The sequence below is a fragment of the Blastopirellula retiformator genome (assembly GCF_007859755.1).
Lineage (GTDB): Bacteria > Planctomycetota > Planctomycetia > Pirellulales > Pirellulaceae > Blastopirellula > Blastopirellula retiformator.
Genome location: NZ_SJPF01000001.1, coordinates 259,040 through 280,479 on the forward strand (window position 1 = coordinate 259,040; position 21,440 = coordinate 280,479).

16 protein-coding genes are annotated in these 21,440 nt (G+C 60.4%); 5 read left to right on the plus strand and 11 right to left on the minus strand.

What is annotated here, in order from left to right; all coding sequences use genetic code 11:
• Positions 1 to 3: 3 nt before the first annotated feature.
• The 5 genes from Enr8_RS01140 to Enr8_RS01160 form a co-directional block, all read right to left on the minus strand.
• On the minus strand, positions 4 to 687 hold the full coding sequence (locus tag Enr8_RS01140; RefSeq protein ID WP_186767365.1) for a YceI family protein: 684 nt from the start codon (positions 685 to 687) through the stop codon (positions 4 to 6).
• A gap of 173 nt (positions 688 to 860) precedes the next feature.
• Positions 861 to 1,232: a response regulator gene (locus Enr8_RS01145; RefSeq protein ID WP_146428784.1), complete on the minus strand. Its 372-nt coding sequence runs from the start codon at positions 1,230 to 1,232 to the stop codon at positions 861 to 863.
• A 125-nt stretch (positions 1,233 to 1,357) separates the two neighbouring features.
• Positions 1,358 to 3,088, minus strand: a complete 1,731-nt coding sequence (locus Enr8_RS01150; protein WP_146428785.1) for an outer membrane protein assembly factor BamB family protein — start codon at positions 3,086 to 3,088, stop codon at positions 1,358 to 1,360.
• Positions 3,089 to 3,157: 69 nt separating this feature from the next.
• Positions 3,158 to 5,764, minus strand: a complete 2,607-nt coding sequence (locus Enr8_RS01155) for an outer membrane protein assembly factor BamB family protein (RefSeq protein ID WP_146428786.1) — start codon at positions 5,762 to 5,764, stop codon at positions 3,158 to 3,160.
• A gap of 439 nt (positions 5,765 to 6,203) precedes the next feature.
• Entirely contained in the window at positions 6,204 to 6,569 is a 366-nt protein-coding gene (locus tag Enr8_RS01160; RefSeq protein WP_146428787.1) for a cupin domain-containing protein, read from the minus strand.
• A 648-nt stretch (positions 6,570 to 7,217) separates the two neighbouring features.
• On the opposite strand from Enr8_RS01160, the gene Enr8_RS01165 reads away from it, so the two are divergent.
• A complete protein-coding gene (locus Enr8_RS01165; protein WP_146428788.1) occupies positions 7,218 to 8,183 on the plus strand; it encodes a hypothetical protein in 966 nt (321 codons plus the stop codon).
• Positions 8,184 to 8,268: 85 nt separating this feature from the next.
• Here the strand turns inward: Enr8_RS01165 and Enr8_RS01170 are convergent, their stop codons facing one another.
• The 4 genes from Enr8_RS01170 to Enr8_RS01185 form a co-directional block, all read right to left on the minus strand.
• Positions 8,269 to 8,937 (minus strand): hypothetical protein, encoded by a 669-nt coding sequence (locus Enr8_RS01170; protein ID WP_146428789.1) that lies wholly within the window; start codon positions 8,935 to 8,937, stop codon positions 8,269 to 8,271.
• A 127-nt stretch (positions 8,938 to 9,064) separates the two neighbouring features.
• The gene (locus Enr8_RS01175; RefSeq protein ID WP_146428790.1) at positions 9,065 to 9,757 is read right to left on the minus strand and encodes a zinc ribbon domain-containing protein; all 693 of its coding nucleotides are present in this window, start codon (positions 9,755 to 9,757) and stop codon (positions 9,065 to 9,067) included.
• A 94-nt stretch (positions 9,758 to 9,851) separates the two neighbouring features.
• Complete coding sequence (locus Enr8_RS01180; protein ID WP_146428791.1) at positions 9,852 to 10,466, minus strand: MJ0042-type zinc finger domain-containing protein; 615 nt, start codon at positions 10,464 to 10,466, stop codon at positions 9,852 to 9,854.
• 140 nt (positions 10,467 to 10,606) lie between these two features.
• Positions 10,607 to 11,254 carry an MJ0042-type zinc finger domain-containing protein gene (locus Enr8_RS01185; RefSeq protein ID WP_146428792.1) on the minus strand — a complete coding sequence of 216 codons (648 nt, stop codon included), beginning with the start codon at positions 11,252 to 11,254 and terminating at the stop codon, positions 10,607 to 10,609.
• Positions 11,255 to 11,461: 207 nt separating this feature from the next.
• Here Enr8_RS01185 and Enr8_RS01190 point away from each other — a divergent pair, with 207 nt between their 5' ends.
• Positions 11,462 to 13,468, plus strand: a complete 2,007-nt coding sequence (locus tag Enr8_RS01190; RefSeq protein WP_146428793.1) for an ATP-dependent DNA helicase — start codon at positions 11,462 to 11,464, stop codon at positions 13,466 to 13,468.
• Positions 13,469 to 14,122: 654 nt separating this feature from the next.
• Here Enr8_RS01190 and Enr8_RS01195 read toward each other — a convergent pair.
• Both Enr8_RS01195 and Enr8_RS01200 read right to left on the minus strand, forming a co-directional pair.
• On the minus strand, positions 14,123 to 15,403 hold the full coding sequence (locus Enr8_RS01195; protein WP_246119906.1) for an AAA family ATPase: 1,281 nt from the start codon (positions 15,401 to 15,403) through the stop codon (positions 14,123 to 14,125).
• Between the two features lie 531 nt (positions 15,404 to 15,934).
• Positions 15,935 to 17,227 (minus strand): lamin tail domain-containing protein, encoded by a 1,293-nt coding sequence (locus tag Enr8_RS01200; protein WP_186767367.1) that lies wholly within the window; start codon positions 17,225 to 17,227, stop codon positions 15,935 to 15,937.
• 351 nt (positions 17,228 to 17,578) lie between these two features.
• On the opposite strand from Enr8_RS01200, the gene Enr8_RS01205 reads away from it, so the two are divergent.
• From Enr8_RS01205 to Enr8_RS01215, 3 genes are all read left to right on the plus strand, one after another.
• On the plus strand, positions 17,579 to 17,983 hold the full coding sequence (locus tag Enr8_RS01205) for a BlaI/MecI/CopY family transcriptional regulator (RefSeq protein WP_146428795.1): 405 nt from the start codon (positions 17,579 to 17,581) through the stop codon (positions 17,981 to 17,983).
• Complete coding sequence (locus Enr8_RS01210) at positions 17,983 to 19,704, plus strand: M56 family metallopeptidase (protein ID WP_146428796.1); 1,722 nt, start codon at positions 17,983 to 17,985, stop codon at positions 19,702 to 19,704. Before Enr8_RS01205 ends, Enr8_RS01210 begins: the two co-directional genes overlap by 1 nt.
• A 314-nt stretch (positions 19,705 to 20,018) precedes the next feature.
• Positions 20,019 to 21,377: a collagen-like domain-containing protein gene (locus Enr8_RS01215; protein WP_146428797.1), complete on the plus strand. Its 1,359-nt coding sequence runs from the start codon at positions 20,019 to 20,021 to the stop codon at positions 21,375 to 21,377.
• Positions 21,378 to 21,440: the final 63 nt, after the last annotated feature.

Below are 21,440 nucleotides of genomic sequence, written 5' to 3' on the forward strand. Positions count from 1 at the left end.
GGCTTACTTCGCCTTCACCGAGATCGTCATCGCCACTTCCTTTTCGACTTTGCCGTCACCGTAGGTCATACCGAACTCGGTGCGGTCGATCATGAACTCGGCGGTCATTTCGCCGCCGGCGACTTTGGCGGGGAAAGTGATCGACTTGGTTTCGCCCAGCAGCGTCAGGTCGCCGGTGACCTTGAACATGCCTGGCTCGGTCGCTTCGATGCCAGTCGACTTGAACGTGGCGGTCGGAAACTCGCGGACGTTGAAGAAGTCGACGCTCTTCAGGTGATCGGTCAGCTTCTCGATGTCGGTCGTTAGCGACGCGGTCTTGATTTCGACGCTGATCTCACGCGGGTTCTGTTCGGCGAGCGTGGCGACGCCGGAGAACTCGCCGAACTTGCCGGTCCGCGGATCAGGCTTGTCGCCGCTGTGGGTGCCGACGAACTGGATCAGCGTGTTTTCCGGGGTCAGCTTGACCTCTCCGTCGAGCGAACCAGTCGGCGCGGCGGCGGGAGTCTCGGTTGCGGTTTCCATCGGGGTAGCGGCGGGCGGAGCGGACGAGCCCTTTTCGGGCATCGAGATCTCTACCGTTTCAGCCACGGCGGTTTCTTCTTCCGGCGCGTCGACATTGGCGCTCTTGGCTTCGCAGCCGATCAGCGCGGCGGCGGACAACAGCAACATCCATAGGGTTCGAGACATGTCTTGTTTCCTGGTTGGAGAAGGGTTGGGTTGGGAATTGCGGCCGCACGGCGCAAGCGAACAAGGAAGGCCGGCCCCGTCCGACGACCGCGCAGTGCGCCTTACAGGGCCAACCTTGTCGTTCATTCTAGGCTTTGCGCGGCGACGCCGCTATTGAACTTAAGGGGTCTGCGTTAACCCAAATAGGGCTGCAGCAGATCCTTGGTTTCCGGTTTTTGCAGCGAGAGCTTGCCAAAGCCTTGGACGGCCCCCTCCGATTTGGCCAGCTGCTGATGCTCTTCGTAGTTGGTGATCAACATCGTCGGGACGCTGGCCAGGGCGTCGTCGGCCTTGATCTGTTTGATCACTTCGAGTCCGTCGGTGTAGTCGCGATCGAGCTTACGATTGACCAGCACCAGGTCGATCTGGTCGCGACGGAGGATTTCGAGCGTATCTTCCGGCCCATCGGCTTGCAGCACCTTGGCGTCAAAGGTGCGTTCGATGAACGATTTGATCGAGCTATAGTCGGGGCCGCAGTTGCCCACGTCGAGAACTTTTTTGGTCATGGCTTGGCAGCCGCGCTACAGCGGCGGAAATTGGCGGAAGAAAGAAACAAGCGAGAAGGAGCAGTCGTCCTTCTCGCTTGTTTGGATGTCGCATTGCGGTCGGCGGTTACCCGCCAAGTCGCGGTTTACTCGTCTTCCGCCGCGATCGCGAACAGGTGCGTCTTGTTGGCGATGTACAGCACGCCATTGGCGACGATCGGGGTCGAGTAGACCGAGTTGCCCATGGTGATCTCGTTGATCGGCTCGGCGTCGTCCGGATCGGCCGACAGCTTGAAGACGCAGACGTCGCCATCTTCGTCGCCGATGTAAACGTGATCATTGACGATTAACGGCGAGCCCCACGCGGCGGCCAGCATGTCGTAGGTCCAGTGCCGCTTGCCGGTTTGGGCGTCCAGGCAATGGAACAGACCGCTGAAGTCCGAGATGTAGAGGATGTCGTCTTTGATCGCGACCGTGCCGATGCTGCGGTGCATCGTCTCTTCAAAGCTGATGCGACCGTCGCCGTCGAAGTCTTCGCCGGCGTAGTGCCAGAGGACGGCGCTGTTGGGGTTGTCGACCGCCGCTTCGCCATCTTCCGGATTGACCGCCTGGATGCGGCGATGCGGCAGCGGCACGCGAGTGCTCCCTTCGACCTTCATCGCCAACTGCGGGCTGACGTCGCCGCGCTTGGTCGGGTCGATGCACCAAAGGTGGCCTTCGCCTTCGCCATGTTCTGGGTCTTGGCCAACCGCCACGTAGACCTTGCCGTCGTAGACGACTGGGGTAGCGATAATGTTGTTGCGAGTGCCGCGACCGCCGATGACCCACTTCGATTCTTTCGGGTTACCGTCAAACTTCCACAGCAGTTCCGGCTTGCCGTCCTTGCCGCGGTCAGCCTTGAAAGAGTAGACCCAGCCGTCGCCGCCGGCGAACAGCACTTGCGGCACGCCGCCCAGTTCGGCGACCGTCGGGCTCGACCATTGGCCGTGCAGGATGTTTTCGCCCGGCGAACCGTCGGTCCAGAGGACTTCGCCGGTGTTCTTGTCCATCGCGATGAAGCTGGGAGCGTCGGGCGAGGGCAAGACGATGTGCGATTCGTCGACGCCGTTGGACGTGTTGACGAACAGAATATCGCCGAGCGCCGTGATCGAGCACGAGCACATGTTGTGCTGCGAGACGCCCAGCTTGTCCATCATGTTATAGACCCAGATGACGTCCGCTTCGTTCTTGTCGGTCAGCTTCTCTTCGGTGTAGGGACCGTCGTTTTCGCCGTCGTAGAAACCTTCGACGTCCAGGCAGCGAACTTCGCCGCGGCTAGTGACGAACCACAGACGGTTCCCCTCGACATACGGAGCGCAGCAGATCCCTTGCAGCGGCCAGTCATGGACGCGGCCGGTCGACAGCTTTTCGCTCGAGTGTTGCCAGAGGAAGTCGCCTGTCTCTTCGTCGTAGCAAACGAGGACGCCCAGATCGACGTCGGACGGGTAACGCGAGAGCAGGCCGCTGCTGTTGTTGGTGCCGACAAACACTTTGCCCGAGGCGACGACCGGGTTGCCGTACGATTGGCTGCCGAGCTTGGCGACCCACTTGATGTTCTCGGCTTTGGACGAATCCCACTGGCCGGTCTTACGATCAAAGCGGCCGATGTTCCAATCGGTCGGAATGTTGGTCGCAACCGGGACGTTGTTGCGCAGCGAGTTGCCGCCCCACATCGGCCAGTCCTTGGTCGGTTCCGATTTCTCGGAAGACATGGGCTGAGCGATGCCGGGGACCGGTTCGGCGTCCACCTTCTTTTCCGGCAAGAGCGTCGCGACGATTGCGCCCAGGATCCAGGCGCCGATGACGGCCAGCAGTGACAGGAAGGGCTTGTTTTGCATAACAGCTCCGAAAACTCTATGGGTAGGCTTATAATCTAAGGGGGGAAAGAACGTCAGGCCGCGCGGCGACTAGTTGTCGTTGGGCGTGACCGTCACGTTGTCGATGTACAACTCGGCGTTGGTCGCCTTGCCGAAGAAGCCAGGGCTGCCGTCGCGGTTGGGGATGGTGTCCTCGCCGACGATGGTCCAGTCGGACGGTTCGGCTTCGTCCTTCTTCCAGACCTTGCCCCGAACGACGGCGATATCGCCTTCGTTGGAAACCTGCAGCTTCATCACGTACCAGTCGTCCGCTTCCATCTCAAACGGAAGCGACTTGGCCATCCGCATCTGGGTCACCCAGCTGCGAACCTGCATCGTCTTGTCGTTGCCGTTGAGCACGAACTGATAACCTTGGGCGATCAAGCCGATGTCAGGCAGTTGGCCATCCTCGGTCTTGGCCGCTTTGACGTCGGCCTGAATCGTGTAGTCGTGCAGCTCGGGGCTGCTCATCCACGATTGGCTGCGGGTACCCTTCGGAATGGTCGTGATCTTGACCATCGCCTGACTGCCGTCGATCTCGCGAATGACGTGACGATAGCGGGCGCCGACCCAAGTGATCGGCGGTTGGCCGGCGCCGGTGGCCGGATCCAAGGCGATATCGTCGAAGTTGAAGCTCCAGGGAAGGTTCGGAATCGTGCGAATCCGGGCTTCGCTGCTCACTTCGTCCAATTTGGCCGTAACGGTCGTTGCGGTGTGGGCGTCGCTCGTTTCGGCAGTGTACAGTCCGTTGGCGTCGATCTTGCCGGGGCCGGTCAGTTCAAACTTGACGCCGCTGAGGTCAGCGTCGAGCTTTTCGCCCAGCTTGTTGTAGGCGACGACGTCGAACTGCTGCGATTGGCCAGGCTTCAGCAGCAGCTCACACGGAGTCACTTGCAGCTGAGCGATCTCGGGATTGTCGCTGACAGGAGCTTCCGGGGTCACCGGAGGCAGGCCTTTGAAACCTTTTTCTTTGGTCGGATCTTCCAGGCAGTAGATGCCGGCCGAGGTCGGCACGTAGATCAGGCCTTGAGCGCAGATCGGCGAGCCGTTGACTTCGCCATCGCGGAATCGGCCCTTGTTGAGAATCTCCAGCGAGCCGTCTTCTTGCGGCTCGAGGATCGCCCAGTTGCCGTTGGTTTCAAACGCGTAGATCTTGCCGTCGGCGTAGAGCGGGTTGGACCGCATGGCCCGGCCGATCGCCACGCGGCGACCAACCGGTTCGCCGGTCTTGGCGTCAAAGCCAAAGACCTTGCCGGCGTCGTTGAAGGCGTAGACGTAATCGTTGACCTTCAGCAGAGTGCTTTTGCCCATCATGATTTCGGGCTGTTGCCAGATCAGGCCTTTGCCGGTGATGTCGCCGGTCATGTCGCCTTTGATCGCGGCGACGTTCCCCATGAACGACGAGATGTCGCCCAGGTTCTCTTCGCTATGACCGACATAGACGACGTCGCCGTCGACGGTTGGCGAAGCGTTGATGCCGCGCATCGACATGTTGTAGTGCCAGATCTCTTTACCCGTACGGGGCTGCAGCGCCCAGAAGGCGCCGTCGCCCGAGCCGAAGACCATCGCCTTTTGACCGTTAAGCGTGGCGATGACCGGGGCGCTGTAAGTGGTGTCATCCGGCAGCAGACGGGTTCCTTCGAACCAGATCATTTCGCCGGTGTTCTTGTCGAACGCCATGAAGCGATGGGCCGGCTTGGCCATGTCGCCCCAGCCGATCACGACGGCGCTGATGATGACCAGATCTTCAAAGACGATCGGGAAATTGGTGCGGCCGCCATAGGTCGACAGCAGACCATACTCTTCGTGCAGCTTATGAACCCATTCGGTCTTGCCGGTTTCGGCGTCGATGCACTGGAAGTGACCGCAGACCCCCAGGGCGTAGATCTTGCCGTTGGTCGGATCGCCGACGACGGCCGACCAGCCGACTCGTTCGACCGGCACGTCCGACAGGTAAACGTTGAAGCGATTCTCCCAGAGGAACTCGCCAGTTTGGGCGTCGAGGCAAACGACCCGTTCTCCTTCACGCTTGGTCCCTTGTTCGGCGGGGCACAGCGTGTAAAGCTTGCCATTCATCACGATCGGCGTGCTGCGGGAGCCGAACTCTTCGGCGAACCATTTGACGTTGCTTCCTTCGCCCCCTTCGGCATCGAAGTCGTCAAGCAGGCCGGTCGCTTGCGAGTGACCGTTGAACTGCGGGCCGCGGACATACGTCCAATCTTGCGGATCGGCTTCGCCGGCCGGCTTGGCGTCGGTGGCGACATGCGCGGTCGCTTCCGCTTCTTCAACCGGGGCGGCGGCGGAAGCTTCCGCTGCTGGCGCCGCTTTCATTTCTGCCCCATCTTCCTTCGCCGGAGCAGCGCCCGAGGCGCCAATGCTCTCGGAAATCGGTTCCGGCTTCGCGGCGACCGCTGCTTCCGATTTCATCTCGCTAGCAGAGGACGCTTCGGCGGCGGGCTTCTCCGCTTCCGGCTGCATCGCCTCTTCGGCGTGCTCTTCTCCCTCGTGCTCATGATCGTGGTCGGCGTGATCATGGTCATGATCATGTTCGCCAGACGTATTACTAGGCGTGGGAGTCGTAGTGGCGGGCGGGGTGCAGCCGAAGATCGCGAGGGCCGCAATTACTAGTAGGAGAGAGAGACTGGAAGTCTTCGTCATGGGTGAATACCTGCAGAGTTCTGCTGTTCGGGCTGGGCAAGCGGTAGGGATCGCTCTGTTTAGGATACGCCGTCTGAGGTCGCCGGGCAACTGATAGCTGAAGGCCGCCGCAAACGGCAAAACCAAGAATTCAATAGACTTACGCCGACGAAGTGGGGATTTTGGCAGAGAAAATTGGCGTCAGCGTGATTTGTTTCACAACGTCGGAGGGGGAAAGCCCCACATTGGCCGCCAAAAAACTTGGGAAGTTTTGCCGCAACCGAGCCGCCAATCGTAAAACCAGCAGCTAGCAATCCGTTGATTTTCTCAACGGGCTGCTGGATCGCAGGGATGCGATCCCAAAATAGCGACGTAAGTCGTTATTTTGCGAGCCGCGAAGAGCTATGCTTTGAGCCTGGCGAGGTTGGAAAATGCCACGAGGGCATTTTTCAACAGGCAGCTAGTCGTCAAACCACTCGTCGCTGGGGTCAAACTTCGGATAGACGATGTTCAGGATCTTCATCTGCCCGATCGCCCTGTGCCGCGTGCCGGGGCGAATCATCACCAGCATGCCGGGCTTCAGGTCAATCCGGGCGTCATCCAGCTGCATTTGCGCGTCTTCGGCACACTCGAGGATGTAATACGTCTCGGTCAGGCGCTTGTGGTAGTGCAGCTTGGCGTCGGTCGAGATCTCGGTCAGGTGAATCGTGCCGGGATAGTCGGCCACCTCGGCCAGTCCGCGGCGGGCGGTTCCGCACGGGCAAGGGACTCCGGGAAGCGCCGCCAGGTGGACGACTTCGTAGCCTGAGGTGGAACTGGCGGACATAAACTACTCCGAATGACCGGCGAGCGGCGAACATGAATGAATCACGGAAGATTTCCGCTGATTATTTTAGCTAACCGGCGCCGCCGCTTCCAGTTCGTACAAAGGCCCCAATCGCGGGAGGCGCAGGCGTGAAGCTGCGGTGAGTTTGCGGCCTGCGTTTGCTTTGCCGCCCTGCGGCTGGCCCGATAATCGTTAAGGTTTTCCAGGTCTCTGGAGGCGTTAAATCTTGCGCTACAGGATAGGTAAACCAAGTTGCGGAAATTGACTTCGATCGGTAAAGCGGCATTGATTCGCAGGCCGATACCGTGATCTGGCGACCGAAATTCGATCGCCGTGCTGAAGTCCCTCTCGCGGAGAAAGAGGGCACGTTAACTCTCGGCATGGAGAGATCGAGTCACGGGAAGACTCGACCGAAGTTAGCGGTCAATATTTTGTGTGGACTGTAGGAGCTTAGCAAGCTTCCTGAACAAGGTCCGACTGACGCTCCCACACTTACCCGTCGTTTCAACGGTCCCGCCTGTTGATGTGATGTTGTAAGCGAACACTCGCGGCGTGGGAGTCGCACACCGTGACTGTTCACGCGAGCGCCGGCCAAGTGACGGACTGCGAGCGGGCCCACAGTACTAACGCATTAGGAGACGTTGCTCGATGAAACTGAATCTTGTTGTGGGAACGATGTTGGTTGCGCTGATGTGTAGCCAATCGTTTGCCGCCGGTCTGCTGAACCAGATGCTCGGCGGTGGCTGTGGCTGCTCGACCTCGTGCTGCCAAACGCCAAAATGTTGCACTCCGGCCCCGCGCTGCTGTGCTCCTCAACCGACTTGCTGTGCTCCGGCGCCGGCCACGTGCTGTGCCCCTGAGCCGACCTGCTGTGCTCCGGAACCGTCCTGCTGCGAACCGGTCAGCTGCTGCTCGAAAAAGTGCTGCTCGCCGCTGCGTGACGCTCTGAAGAACCTGTTCTGCTGCAAGAAGAGCTGTGGCTCGTCGTGCGGTTGCGACACCGGTTGCTGCTCGGTCGAACCGACCTGCTGTGCTCCGGAAGCCGCTTGCTGCGAACCTTCCTGCTGTGCCCCGGAAGCCACCTGCTGTGCTCCGGAAGCTTGCGGTTGCGATAGCGGTTGCGGAAGCAGCTGCGGTTCGTGCTGCGGCAAGAAGAAGTGCGGTCTGCTGGACGGCCTCTTCTGCCACAAGAAGAAGAGCTGCTGTGGCGGTTGCGATAGCTGCTGCTCGGTCGAACCGACCTGCTGTGCCCCGGAAGCCACCTGCTGTGCTCCGGAAGCCTGCGGTTGCGACGGCGGCTGCGATATGGGTTGCGGTTGCGACACCTCGTGCGGCGGTTGCGCCCCGAAGTGCTGCTCGTGCACCCCGATCCGCGACGCCATCAAGCGTCTGTTCTGCTGCAAGAAGAGCTGCTGTGGCTCGTCCTGCGGTTGTGACGCCAGCTGCGGCGGATGCACCAGCTGTGGCGGATGCAGCAGCTGCGGCAGCACCAGCGCCCCGATGTCGCCGATCCCGGCTGACGATTCGGCCGCTCCGATGCCGCCGGCTCCGGTTCCGGCCGACAGCATGACGTTTGTCCCGGCTCGCCGTCGTCTGGCCAGCAACGTTCGCTAAGCTTCGGCTCAGTGAGCACTAGCTAAGAACTGAAAAGCCTGGTTGGAGAAATCCAACCAGGTTTTTTCATGCGCTAGCCGCTTCATTACCCTTGGAACTGCCGCTGCACTTCCGCGTCCGACAACACCACCATCCCCCAGATCGCAAACGGCATCACAAAGATGCAGCAAAGTCCCGAAGAGCAGGGGAGCAGCGCCAAAATGAAGCCCGCCCACGCCAACGCGTACGTCCGCAGCTGACTGGCGTTGTACAGCGCAAACAACGTGAACGCGTTGAAGATCAGCACAATGCCGCTGCCGATCAGATTGCCGATTATCTCGGCCGGATCGCGCTGATTGGGGCCAGCCGCCAGCATGACGACGTTCATCACCAGGCCCAGCACCATCAACACCAACATTATCCCCAGCAGCGACATGCAGACGATCGCCGGCACCGCCAACTTTCCTTTGGCGGCCTCAAACCCGCCGGGGCCGGGCCGGCCGGCGTCCGACGCGGTGTATGGAGACGCATACGGATTCGCTTCGCCTTGCGGCTGCGAAGGGGACGCCTGCGAGTACGGATTGCCAGAGTCTTGCGCCGCGCCTCCATATGACGATCCGGAAGGGGAGTCGGAGAAGACGTTGCCCGCCGGCGGCGGTCCGCCGGGGATCGGCTGCACGGCCGAGCAATGGGGGCACTTCGTCCGTTTTCCTTCATTCCCGTCGGGGACGCGAATCTGTTGTTTGCAAACCTGGCAAGCGAATTCAATCGGCATCGGCGTAACTTCAAAGATGGTCAAGAGCGTTCGGCGCGGCCCTCAATCGCCGCGATGTGACTAATGTAAGCCGCCGCTAGCCAAAGTGCTAGCGCTGCGGCGAGGTCCGTTGATTGCGGCGATCAGCTCACCGGAATTGCGCTTTTCCTTCCGGCAGGCACAGCAGCACAATCGCCCAAATGCCAGCGGTAAAGCCGAGAATCGCCAGCAGCAACGTTGGGCAGTTGCTGATCGCGCCGCACGGAATCATCCCCAGCAGCACGCCGACCCACGCCATCGTGTACGACTTGCGAAACAGCACGGTGATCAAAAATCCGATCGCCGCGATGCTCAAGATTGAACCAATTCCGCACGCCGAGGCCAAACTGATCCACACCACCGCCTGATCGGCCGCATCCGCGGGATTAGGAGGGCTGACCAGCATGAAAATGGCGAACCCCGTCAAAAGGACTGACAACAATAGGTTGACCGCCTGGGCGACCAAGATGATCGCCACCGGCACCGTCAGCAGCACCTTGGCCGTTTGCTCGGTCATTCCGCCGCCGGTCGGCGCCCGATAGTCGGAGGACGTCGAAGCGGACGCACTGGGCGATTGGTAAGGGTTGGCCGTGTTCTCGGCAAATGGATTCGGCTCTTCCGCAGCCAACGGCCGGGTCGTAACCGGCTCTGGCGGCGGCAACGGCGGCTCTTCTGGCGCCACTTCAGGCGTCGGGATCCGCTGCACATGGCCGCAGCCGGGGCATTTTACCTTCTTGCCGGCCGAGTCGTCCGGCACGCGCAGTTTCTTGGGGCACTCAGTACAAAGGAACTCGATCGGCATCGAAACGGCATTCCACCAAAAGCGAACAGGAAGAGGAGTTAGCCAAGTCTAAGTCGCGCCGCCGGTAAACTCCACTGTAATCTTGCCGCGGCGACTAACGGCGGAAGTGGGACGAAATCCGACGGTCCGCCAACAGTACGATCCCCCAAATGGCGAACGGAATGCCGAGCACGCAAAACAGCGACGCGCCGCACGGCGTCATTGCCAGCACCAGGCCGATCCACGCCCAGACCCGGTTGTGGAGGGTCCGAAAGTGAATTAACCCTTTCATCATCACCGCGGTTACACCGACCGTCAGCCCACCGAACAGCATCGAAAACGCCGCTCCTACCGCCGTCAGGTTGGCCGGCGGCGCGAACATTAGCTGCAACGTCCACACGACCACCGACACCGTGTTCACCGTCATCGCCAGGATCGCCACAAAAAACAGGGCCGTCCCCGGCGTCGAGATCCGGTGCCGCACCTCGACCAGCGACAAGCTCTCGGGCGGCGGAACCGCCGCCGCGGCGACTGCCGGAAGGGGCTCTTCGCGCCAGGGCCCGTTGTTGGTTTCTCGCAGTCGCAGTTCCGGCTCTGGCGCTGGTTTTGCCGCTGGCTGCGGCACCCGCTCGGCCGATTGGCACTTCGGGCAGCGCACCATCTTGCCTGCCAACGGGTCAGGCACACGAAATTTCGTAGAGCATTGGCTGCAAGCGAATTCGATCGGCATTCGCGACTGTCCCAACCGCAACCGGTCGAAGTTAGTTAGCCAGCGGGCGCTCGCCAAATGACAAGTCGCCCACGGGGCAATGGTTTCTTCGTTGCGCCTGGCCGGGTCTTGGGCCAAAAACCAGTCCGACGAAAAACGGGTTAGCTATGAAAACTCGACTTGATCTGCGGGTCGTTCATCTGAATCAATCCCCAAATCGCAAAGGGAATAGCGAGAACGCAAAGGACCGAAGTTCCGCACGGCAGCATCGACAACACCAGCCCTGTCTGCGCGGAGCCGCTGTCGTCCAGCCGCACGAAACTGAGCAAACCTGTGAACGTGTAATAAATGCAGGCCAACCCGAGCAGTCCGCCGATGCCGCCGCCGACTACGTTGAACTTGCCGGCACTGATCAGCAAGATGACAAGCCCGATCTCCGCCACCACGCGCAAGACCACCAGCGTCAACAAGACCATGCCTGGGATCAAGACGCGCTGCGAAGCGGGCGTTACGCTTCGTTTTTTCTTTCCACCCGAGCCCCCGGTCGCTGCAGGGGACTGAAATGGATTGGGACTGGACGGCAGAGCCGTTCCAGCCGTTTGGCTCCAAAAGTCGTCGTCATCCTTCGCTTTGACCTGGTAGTCGATCTGCGGTTCCGGCTCGGGATCAGGCAACAGATCCGCTTCGATTTGCGGACTGGGGATCTGCCCAATCGTCTTGCACTTTGGACAACGGACCTTCTTGCCCGCCATCTTTTCATCGACTTTGAATTTGGCCGCACAGCTACCGCACGTGAATACGATCGGCATTCCGGACTCCCCCAAACTATTGACGATTCACCCAGTTGAGCGCCTCTTTCTCTGATGCTAATACCGTAGAGGGGTATCATCGGGGTACTAGTCTATTTAGGTCAACAGCGATCGTCTATCCGTTGTCTTCCAATTTCCCCAATTCGTTGACCCTGTTAAGATGAATGGTCATTTGCGACGGCAAGGAACCAAACAAGCAAGGCAGGGATGGGCAGCTACTCGGTAAACGACATTTTGGGTCCCGACGGCAGTATCGCTCGGCGTTTACCTCGCTACGAACTTCGCCAGCAGCAGCTCGACATGGCCGATGCGGTCGCCGCGGCGATCGAAAACAAGCGGCATTTGATCGTCGAGGCCGGCACCGGCGTCGGCAAAAGCTTCGCCTATCTGGTCCCTGCGATCTTGGCGGTCGGCCAAGAGCCGCGGGACGAAGAGGAAGATCGCCCCCGGCGGATCATCGTCTCGACCCACACCATCGCCCTGCAAGAGCAGCTGATCCAAAAAGACCTGCCGCTGCTCAACAGCGTGATCCCGCTCGAGTTCACCGCGGTGCTGGCCAAGGGGCGCGGCAACTATCTCAGCAAACGCCGCATGGGCGCGGCCCTCAGTCGGACCAAAACGCTGTTCGCCAAAGATGAAGAAGAGCATCAGCTCGACCACATCCGCACCTGGTCGAAGGAGACCAGCGACGGCTCGCTGAGCGATCTGGAGTTTCGCCCGCTCGGTTCGGTTTGGGACGAAGTCCATAGCGACAGCGGCAATTGCCTGGGCCGCAACTGTCCCAGCTACAACGACTGCTTTTACTACAAGGCTCGCCGCCGCGTTCAAAACGCCCAGATCATCATCGTCAATCACGCCCTCTTCTTCAGCGACCTGGCGCTCCGCCGCAGCGGCGTCAATCTGTTGCCGAAGTACGACGCGGTGATCTTTGACGAAGCCCACACCATCGAGTCGGTCGCCGGCGATCACCTCGGGCTTTCGATCACCTCGGCCCAGATCGACTACACCCTCAACAAGCTGTTCAACGACCGCACCAACAAAGGGCTGTTGATGCACCATGGACTGACCGAAGCGATGCAGCAGGTCGTCCATTGCCAATTCCGGGCACAGCAGTTCTTCACCGAGATCGACGCTTGGCTCGCAGAGAACCCGCAGTCGAGCGGCCGCGTCCGCGACGCCGAGCTGGTCCCCAACGTGTTGACGCCGGCGCTGGCCAAGTTGGCCGCCCAGGTCAAAAACGCCGGCGAAGATATGAACGACGATAGTCAACGGCAAGACCTCACCTCGATGAGCGATCGGCTCTACTTGTTGGCGGATGGGATCGAAAGCTGGCGCACCCAAAAAATCGAAGACGCCGTCTACTGGGTCGAAAGCAGCCAACAGCGCGGCCCCTATCGTCGCGTCAAGTTGTCGGCCGCCCCGGTCGACGTTGGCCCGGCGCTGCGAAGCGAACTGTTTCAAGCGGTCGACAGCGTCATCATGACCAGCGCCACGTTGGCGGTCGGCGGCGGAAACTCGTTCGACTTCTTCAAGTCGCGGGTTGGTTTGACGAAAAGCGAAACGTTCTCGCTCGGCTCTCCGTTCGACTACTCCGAACAAGCGAAGCTGATTTTGGTCAACGAAATGCCCGACCCCAGCGACCGCAAGAACTACGACAAGGCGGTCGTCGAAATGATCCGGCGGTATGTCGCCCGGACGCAAGGTCGGGCGTTTGTCCTATTTACCAGCTACGAAATGCTCCGCTGGGCCGCCAGTTCGCTCACCCGCTGGCTGTCGCAAGAAGGAATCGAACTGTTCAGCCAGTCGGACGGCATGCCGCGCAGCGTGATGGTCGAAAAGTTCAAGCAGTCCGAAAAGGCGGTTCTCTTCGGCACCGACAGCTTCTGGCAAGGAGTCGACGTCCCCGGTGACGCCCTGCAAAACGTGATCATCACTAAGCTTCCTTTTAGCGTGCCTGACCAACCGCTCTTACAAGCTCGGCTCGAGCGGATCAAAGAGCAAGGAGGCCAACCGTTCGGCCAGTACCAACTGCCCGAAGCGGTGATCAAACTCCGCCAAGGTTTCGGCCGCCTGATCCGCACCCAAGAAGACTCCGGCATCGTCGTGATCCTCGATCCGCGGGTCAAAACCAAGAGCTACGGAAAAGTCTTCCTGAAGTCGCTCCCCGACTGCCCGATCGTCAACGAAAGCTACAAAGGAGGAGCGTTCGCCTAAATAGTAGCCCGAGTGCGCAAGCTGAGGGAATCCGCCCGCAAGCCAACAAACCGGACCACAGCCCGCACGTTTTTTTGATCCCCCATCCCCGTAGGGTCCGCTGTGCGGACCAAGAACCTGCCCCAACGCCCGTTTGGCAAACAACCCCAACCGGACCGCCACGTTCCAAAATTTCCGAACTGCCAAACAGCCCGCATCTTCATCAGCCCCATCGGGGCGATCTAATAGCGGCGCCGTTTGTCGGTTCGTATCCTGCGATGGACTGGACCGATGGTTTGCATTTTTTTGCTGGCCGATGTCGATCGGACCGCAGCGCACGTTTTTTTGATCCCCCATCCGCGTAGGGTCCGCTGTGCGGACCAAGAACCTGCCGAGTCGCCCATTTGGCAAACAACCCCAACCGGACCGCCACGTTCCAAAATTTTCGAATTGCCAAACACAGCCCGCATCTTCATCAGCCCATCGGGGCGATCTAATAGCGGCGCCGTTTATTGGTTTGTATCCTGCGATGGACTGGACCGATGGTTTGCATTTTTTTGCTGGCCGACGTCGATCGGACTGGACCGCAGTGCACGTTTTTTTCGAGCCCCCATCCCCGTAGGGTCCGCTGTGCGGACCAAGAGCCTGCTGGCTCGGTCATTTGGCGCCCGTTGCTCATGCTTGTTGAGCAGGTTCGTGGTCCGCACAGCGGACCCTACGACTGGATCGCTCCGTTTCATTTTTTTCGTTCTCCGGCGGCAACGTATATCGCTTGAGCGTCGAATGGGGGTCTTTCGGCATCTCGACGATCTTCCCGGCCGTCATCATCCGGTCCCAGGTCGGGCCGAACTTGCTGCCGCTCATGCCGCTGTTGCTGCGGATGTTGTATTTGCAGAGGCCGCTTTCGCCAGCATCGATTAGGACGCGGCGGAGTTGGGACTCGAGCTTTTCGAACTTCACGTCTTCTTTCGCCTGCTTCGCGGCGGCTTCGATCTCGGTCGCTTCCCGAAGAGTGACGTTCCAGCGCCGGCCTCCTTCATCGGTCAGTTTACCCTCGTCGATATCAACGCCCCACTCGCCACCTTGCCCAGCGTAGCCGCCGATCGACAGCCAGAGTTTGTGCTTTCCGCTACCCGACTCAAACGCTTCGCGACGGTTCACCAATAACCACTGCTGGGCGAAGTCGAGACTGCCGGCCAAGATCGAGGCGTCGAGTTTGCTTGGCTTCATTTCTTTGCGAGTTTGCACGCAGAGAATCGGCGTGGCGCCAGCTTTCGAAATGGTTTTCACCAGCGTTCGAATCGCTTCGGCCTGCTTGCGTTTGTTGGTGGAACCGAGCTTCAGTGGATCGATCACGACGACTTCTAGTTCAAACTTCTCGATCCACTTCTGCAAGCTCTCGAGGTTCTCCGGAGCTGCCGGCTCCTCGACCGCCATGAACCACTGCAGGTTGTCGAGCGTTGGGTTTTCCTCCCGGGCAGCGCTCCACCGGACCGCCAAGTCGGCGAGCTGCGATTGCTTGTTGTCGGCGCCAACAAAGCCGACGCGGAACACTTTTTCAGCGGCGAACTCTCCCAAAAACTTGCCGCCGGTCGCGAGCGCCGCGCAGAGATCGACCGCCAGCGACGACTTTAATGTCTTGCTCGGGCCAACGATCACCGCCGGTTCGTTCTTGGTGAGCAAATTCGGGAAGAGCCACGCCTGCGGCTTTCGCTCGGCGAGCATTTCGGCAGTCGAGAGCGTGCGATGCGTCTCTTTCGCCTCATCACCGCCGCCAACGTCGATGCGGAAGAAGTCAATATCTTTGGAAGCGGAATCGTCACTGGTCAGCGCGTCGAGCCGCTCGATGATTTTCGTTCGGTCGGCGGCGAGTTGTTCGGCAGTTTCCTTCGCTCGCAGCTCTTTCCGCAACTGACGCATCCGGGTTTGAAACTTCTGAATTCGGGCTCGGCGCATGAGATTTCCCTTGGTTTGTGAAAACAAAATCTGAATGCCACTGGCCTTCCGCCAGTGTCTTCCGTGAATCCGTATCCAGCTCCATACTTCGACCGCGTCACTTCGATCTGAAGAGCACTGGCGCCCGGTGGGAAGTTGGTTCGCTCAGCGCGCAGGGAGGGCCATCAGCGACCTGCGTGCTTCGGAAAATTCGCCTTGCCGCCATGCAGGGCGCGAAGAATTTTGGCTCGGCGGGCGATTGATCAGGCACCCGCAACTTTAAGGGGTGTAGTGTACGAAATGCCAGGCAGGTTTGCAAGCCTTTTTTGACGCTTCGTAGGCCCTGGGTAGGCTGGGTGCCACTGGCCTTCAGCCAGTGTCTTCCGTGAATCGATATCCAGCTCCGTACTTCAACCGCGTCACTTCGATCATAAAGAGCACTTGCTGAAGGCCAGTGGCGCCCGGTGGGAAGTTGGTTCGCTCAGCGGACCCTACGCGGGAGGTGGTGTTGGCCGTTTTCGGGTCTCGGCTTTCCGCTTTTCTTCGGGGCGTTTATTTCCGTTTCAAATTCGTAATAAACTTGCCGGGCTCGACGTCATCTTGGGTGTAGCGAACTTCGTCGATGACGTTGCCGTCGGGATCGACCAGGCGTAGTTCGTCGCCGCGGTTGCTGAGCCAGGCTTCGCCGGGGTGGTGGATTGTGATGGCGGAGCAGGGGGGGATCTCGCCGGTGAGCTTGATGTTGCCGCCGTCGTCGTCGGTCAGCCGCCAACCGTCGAGCTTGAGCGGTCGGGTCGAACTGCTGGCCAACACGACCGCCTCGTTGCCGTCATCCTTAGAATACGGATCGGGCAGCACCGCCAAGATTTGCAGGTCGCTGGGCTGTTGCGGACTGGGGCGCGGCCTTGTGGGGGCGACCGACATCGCCGCCGGGGCTCCACCTTCGTCGTCATCGGCGCCGATCACGATCTGCGTCGAGACGAGGTAATGGTCGGAAAGTTTCTGCTCGAACTCGCGGCGGTTGTTGGCGACGAGGACTGCCTGGCGGGAGTTGGCGAATTCTTGTTGATCTTTGGGGACGAAGATCCGATCGAACGGCGCGTTGTTGACGTGGGTGTTTTGGTCGGCGGCGTTGAGATCGCGGAAGCCGGCCTGGGCGAACTTCTTGGCGCCAGGCTCTTGGGCCGAGAGCATGTTGCTGTCGCCGATCAGCACGATGTCGTCATCCCCAAAGGCGGCTTTGATCTTGGGAAGTTCGACCACCAAGGCGCTTGCTTCGGCGGCGCGATGCTTGGCCATCTCGCGGGAGGCGCCGCCGTAGTTCGATTTCATATGGAGCGGGACGAGTACGAAGTCGGTCTTTCCTTCGCCGGCCGAAAACTTGACCGCGTGCGGCTGACGGTCCCAGGTGTAATAGTTGTCTCCCAGCAGATCGACCGGCTCGATCCGCATTGCCCCGCCGACGCGGTGAACGCGGGCCTCATTCCAGGCGACGCCGGTCAGCTGATCCTCGGCGTACGGATCGCGTTTGGGGAAGAGTTCGTATTTCCAGTCGTTTCCCTGCTTCTTGTTGAGGATGGCGACGACCTGATCGAGCGTCTGATTGCCGACGCGATCATGCGCAGGATCGGTGTCGGAGATCTCCTGCAGGGCTAGAATGTCTACCCCAGAGGAGTTGATCTCCGCCGCCAGGTCGGCTGGTTTCTGGGGATCCTGCTTGCGCATCTCCGGTTTGCCGAGCCACTCGATATTCCAGGAGCCGACTTGGAGAATTTCGGCCGATGCCGAGTTGCAAGCGCTTGTGCAGAAAAGATTTAGGGCGATCAGCAGAGAACAGGTCCGCATGCGGCTTCCTTTTGCGTTTTTTGAAACTTGCGACTGCATCTAGCAGTCCGTTGACTTTCTCGACGGACTGCGTGATCGCACGGATGCGATCCCAAAATAGCGACGTGAGTCGTTATTTTGCGAGCCGCGAAGAGCTACGCTCTGAGCCTGGCGAGGTTGGAAAATGCCACGATGGCATTTTTCAACAGGCAGTTAGAGCCTATCGTACGATCTACTAGTTTGTACGAAACTCAACCATTATCGCCGGGTTAGATCGGAAAGATTTTATTTTCTACGGGTTTCTTCATCGAGGACTACTGTTTTTACCGTAGAATAAGCGGGTCATTGAGGATAAATAAGGGCAAGCGCGATATGCCAAGACCAAAACAGACGACTCCGACGGCGGGCGAACTGGAGGTTCTGAAGGTTCTGTGGGAACGAGGGCCCTCGACCGTCCGGGACGTCATGAACGAATTAAACCAGACTCGGCCCCGGGCTTACACGTCGGTCATGAGTTTGATGAACGTGATGGCCGACAAGGGGCTGCTGGAGCGAAAGCCGGAAGGGCGCGCTTTTATCTACGAAGCGAAGCGGACTCGTGATAAAACACTAGGTGGAATTTTACACGACGTGCTCGGTCGTGCGTTTGGCGGTTCGGCGAGCAGCCTGGTCGCCCATTTGCTGGAAGAGTCGAAACCCTCCAGCGAAGAGTTAGACGCCATCCGCCGCACGCTCGCCCAGTATGAGGATACCGACCAGCCGCCAGGAGATGGTTGATGATTTGGGAGCCCCTCTCCGACCCGATTTTCTTTCAGCTGACGATGGCGCTGATCCACTTTGTGTGGCAAGGGGCGCTGATCTGGCTGTTGTGGGTTGGCGCGATGCGCTATTCGGCCCGCCCCGAGACCCGCTATCTGGCCGGTGTCGTCGCGTTGTTTGCGTTGGCGGCCTGTCCGATTGTGACCGCCTGTCTGACGCCGCAACAACCGCCGGTCGTCATTGACGCAACGTCGCTGATCGCGGCGGCGGAGATTTCGGGAGAAGAAGTCGTTGACGAGACTGGGCTGCTGACGGCGGGCCTTACCGAAGAATCGAACGCAGAAACCGCCGCCATGACCCCGGCCGATACGTCGTTGGGGGTGAACCTGGTCTATCGCTTTCAGCCGATCTTGCTGTCGGCCTGGTTGGTCGGCGTGCTGCTGTTTGGCGGGCGACTGATCTTCGCCTATGCGGCGACCGTGTGGCTGCGGACCGAAGGGGCCCGGCTCGAAAGTTCGATTCAAACGATCGCCGATCAGATCAGTCGCCGAATTGGCTTTTTGACGACGCCGGCGATCGGCGTCAGTTCGCGCATTGGCGAAGCGATGACCCTCGGCATTTTGCAGCCGATGGTGTTGTTGCCGACCGCCTGGCTGACCGAGCTTTCGCCCGACGTGCTGGAAGCGGTGATCGCGCATGAGCTAGCCCACATTCGTCGCGGCGACTTATGGATCAATGCGGCGCAGCGGGTGATCGAAGCGTTGTTCTTCTATCATCCGGCGGTCTGGTGCATCTCGCGGCAGGTGCGCGTCGAGCGCGAATTTTGCTGCGACGAAATGGCGATTCTGGCGACCGGCCGGCGCGTGCAGTACGCCCAATCGCTAGAGCTTGTCGCCCGTCGGCAACTGGAACCCGCCGCCGCCGTGCTGGCCACCCCTTTTCTTGGAGATCGTACGATGAACTTGTTGAACCGCGTGCGGCACGCCCTGGGCATCGCCCCAGGCCCCGAGTCGGCCCGCTTGCTGCCGGTTGGAATTGCGTTGGTGGTCGTGCCGGTCGGTCTGTGGGTTGCGGTGGCGATGCTTTCTTCGCCGCGCGTGTTGGCCGACGATGATCGTCCCCACGAAGAGCGGGAGTTCTTGGATGAAGGGGAGTTCGGCTATGGCGCTCCGCCGCGGGGCGAACGCAATTTCGTCCGTCCGCCGCGACGTGAAGGCGAGCCTGGCTTCTTCGGTCCCCCCCCGCGGCGCGAAGGAGAGTTTGGTCCTCCGCCGCGACGTGAGGGAGATTTCGGCCCTCCGCCCCGTCGCGAAGGTGAAATGGCGCCTCATTCTCATCAGGAAATGATCGGCTTGCTGCGGGAAGAGATGCACATGCTGCGGAGAGAGATGCACATGCTACGCGAAGAGATGCACATGCTGCGGATGCAGCACCGCATCAACAAGTTGGAAGGGGTCCCTCCCCGTGACAGCGACCGCCCACGACCGGAAGACATGCGTGACGGCGACCGCCCACGACCGGAAGACATGCGTGACGGCGACCGCCCACGACCGGAAGGCATGCGTTACGGTGACCGCCCACGTCCGGAAGGCATGCGTTACGGTGACCGCCCACGTCCGGAAGGTATGCGTGATGGTGACCGCCCACGACCGGAAGGTATGCGTGATGGTGACCGTCCACGACCGGAAGGCCCGCGTGATGGTGAGGCGGCGGCGGCGCCAAGTCCGTACATCGAGTAGCCTTCGATCGCTTAGCCAAATCCAACCAGCCGAGTGCAGATTGCCTCGGCTTTTTTCGTGCGCGGATGATTGGCGAGTTAAGCGACCTAGCTAGCTCTGCAAAAGCGAAAAAGCGCGCAATAGCGCGAACGGAGCGCGAAACTTTCCGCCGCCGGTTTGGTTAGATCAAACACAAGGCGAACGTCTTTGGAAACGGAAGAGCAGGGAAGCGAACGATTCTTCTTCGCCCCGCTACATCGCTTACCAAGGACCCGCTTACTGTTTTTTGAACCTGGTTGCGCGGTTCGAAACTTATCATTGGAGTAGAGTTAGTTATGGATTGGTTTGTGCGAATCGCCCCGTTGTCGCGTCCTGCGATTGCCGCCGGCGCCTGTTTGTTCGGCACGCTTGGTTTCTCGTCGCTGGCGCTGGCCGCCGAGGCCCCGGTCGCTCCGTTGACGGCGGAAGAATTGGTGGCCGAAGACTACCAAGTCGCCTTCAAGCCCGGCCCCCGCGGCGACCAAAAGAAACAGAGCGACGCCCAGCCGGAACGTCGCGGCCATGGCAAGCCGGGCTCACGCGGCGAGCATGGCGCCAAAGGCAAAGGCAAATCGGAACATCGCGGCCCGCGCCATGGTGATAAAGACCGCGGCGACAAGGGGCATGGCGATAAGGACCGCGCCGCGAAAGGTCACGGCGACAAAGGTCGCGGCGAACACCGTGGGCCAGGTCACGGCGAGATGGGAATGCACCGCCGGTTTGGCCCGAAGCCCGACTTTTCGAAGTTTGGCCGCTCGATGCACGGCCGGTCGCATCGCGGCTTCGATGGTCGAGGATTCGGCAAGCCCGAGATGAAGAAGCCTGACTTCTCGATGCACGGCCGCTCGATGCCGGGGCCTTCGCGTCATGGTTTTGGTCCTGCTCGGGGCATGTCGATGCACCGCGGCTTTGAAGGACGCGGCTTTGCTGATCGCAGCTTCGGTCCTGGCCATGGCAAGCCCGAGATGAAAAAGCCAGACTTCGCCAAGAAGCCCGAGATGAAGCGCAGCGGCCCGGGGATGCCGGAAGGGATCAAAGAGCCGGCCGTGGCGATCCGCCGGTTGATGGCCGAAAACGCCTCGCTGAAGCGAAAGGTGGCCCGGCTCGAAAACGCCCTGAAGTCGGACAAGAAGCCGGGAGCGAAGAAGGACGCGCCGAAGAAGGAAGAAGCCAAGAAGGCAGGCGAAGGACGTCCCAGCTTCGCCGGTCCTCGCGGTCCGATGATGCGGGGCGGTTTCCCGTCGCGTGGCTTCGAAGGCCGCAGCTTTGAAGGTCGCGGCATGGAAGGACGCAGATTCGAGGGACGGGGAGGCTTTGAAGGTCGCGGTCCGATCGCTCGTGGTCCTCGCGGTCCGATGGATGGTCAGCGCGGCGAAGCTGGTCCGCGTGGTGAGCGTGGCCAACGTGGCGGTGATCGGGGTGAAGCGAGCCCGCGTGGTCGTCGTGACGGCGATCGTGGCGAAGCCGGCCCTCGCGGCCCGCGTGACGGCGAAGGTCGTCAGCGTGGCGGTGAGCGTGGTGAACGTGGTGGCGAACGGGGCGCCGAAGTCGAAGCCGACTCGCCGCAGCGGTTCGCGCTCGACACCAACGGCGACGGCATCATGGATGCCCCAGCGGTGATCGAAGCGCAAATCGCCGCTGTGGACGCAGAGTAAAGAAGTCGACTCGCCCAGTCGAGTAGACCAGTCGAGTAGACCAGTCGAGTAGACCCGTCGAGT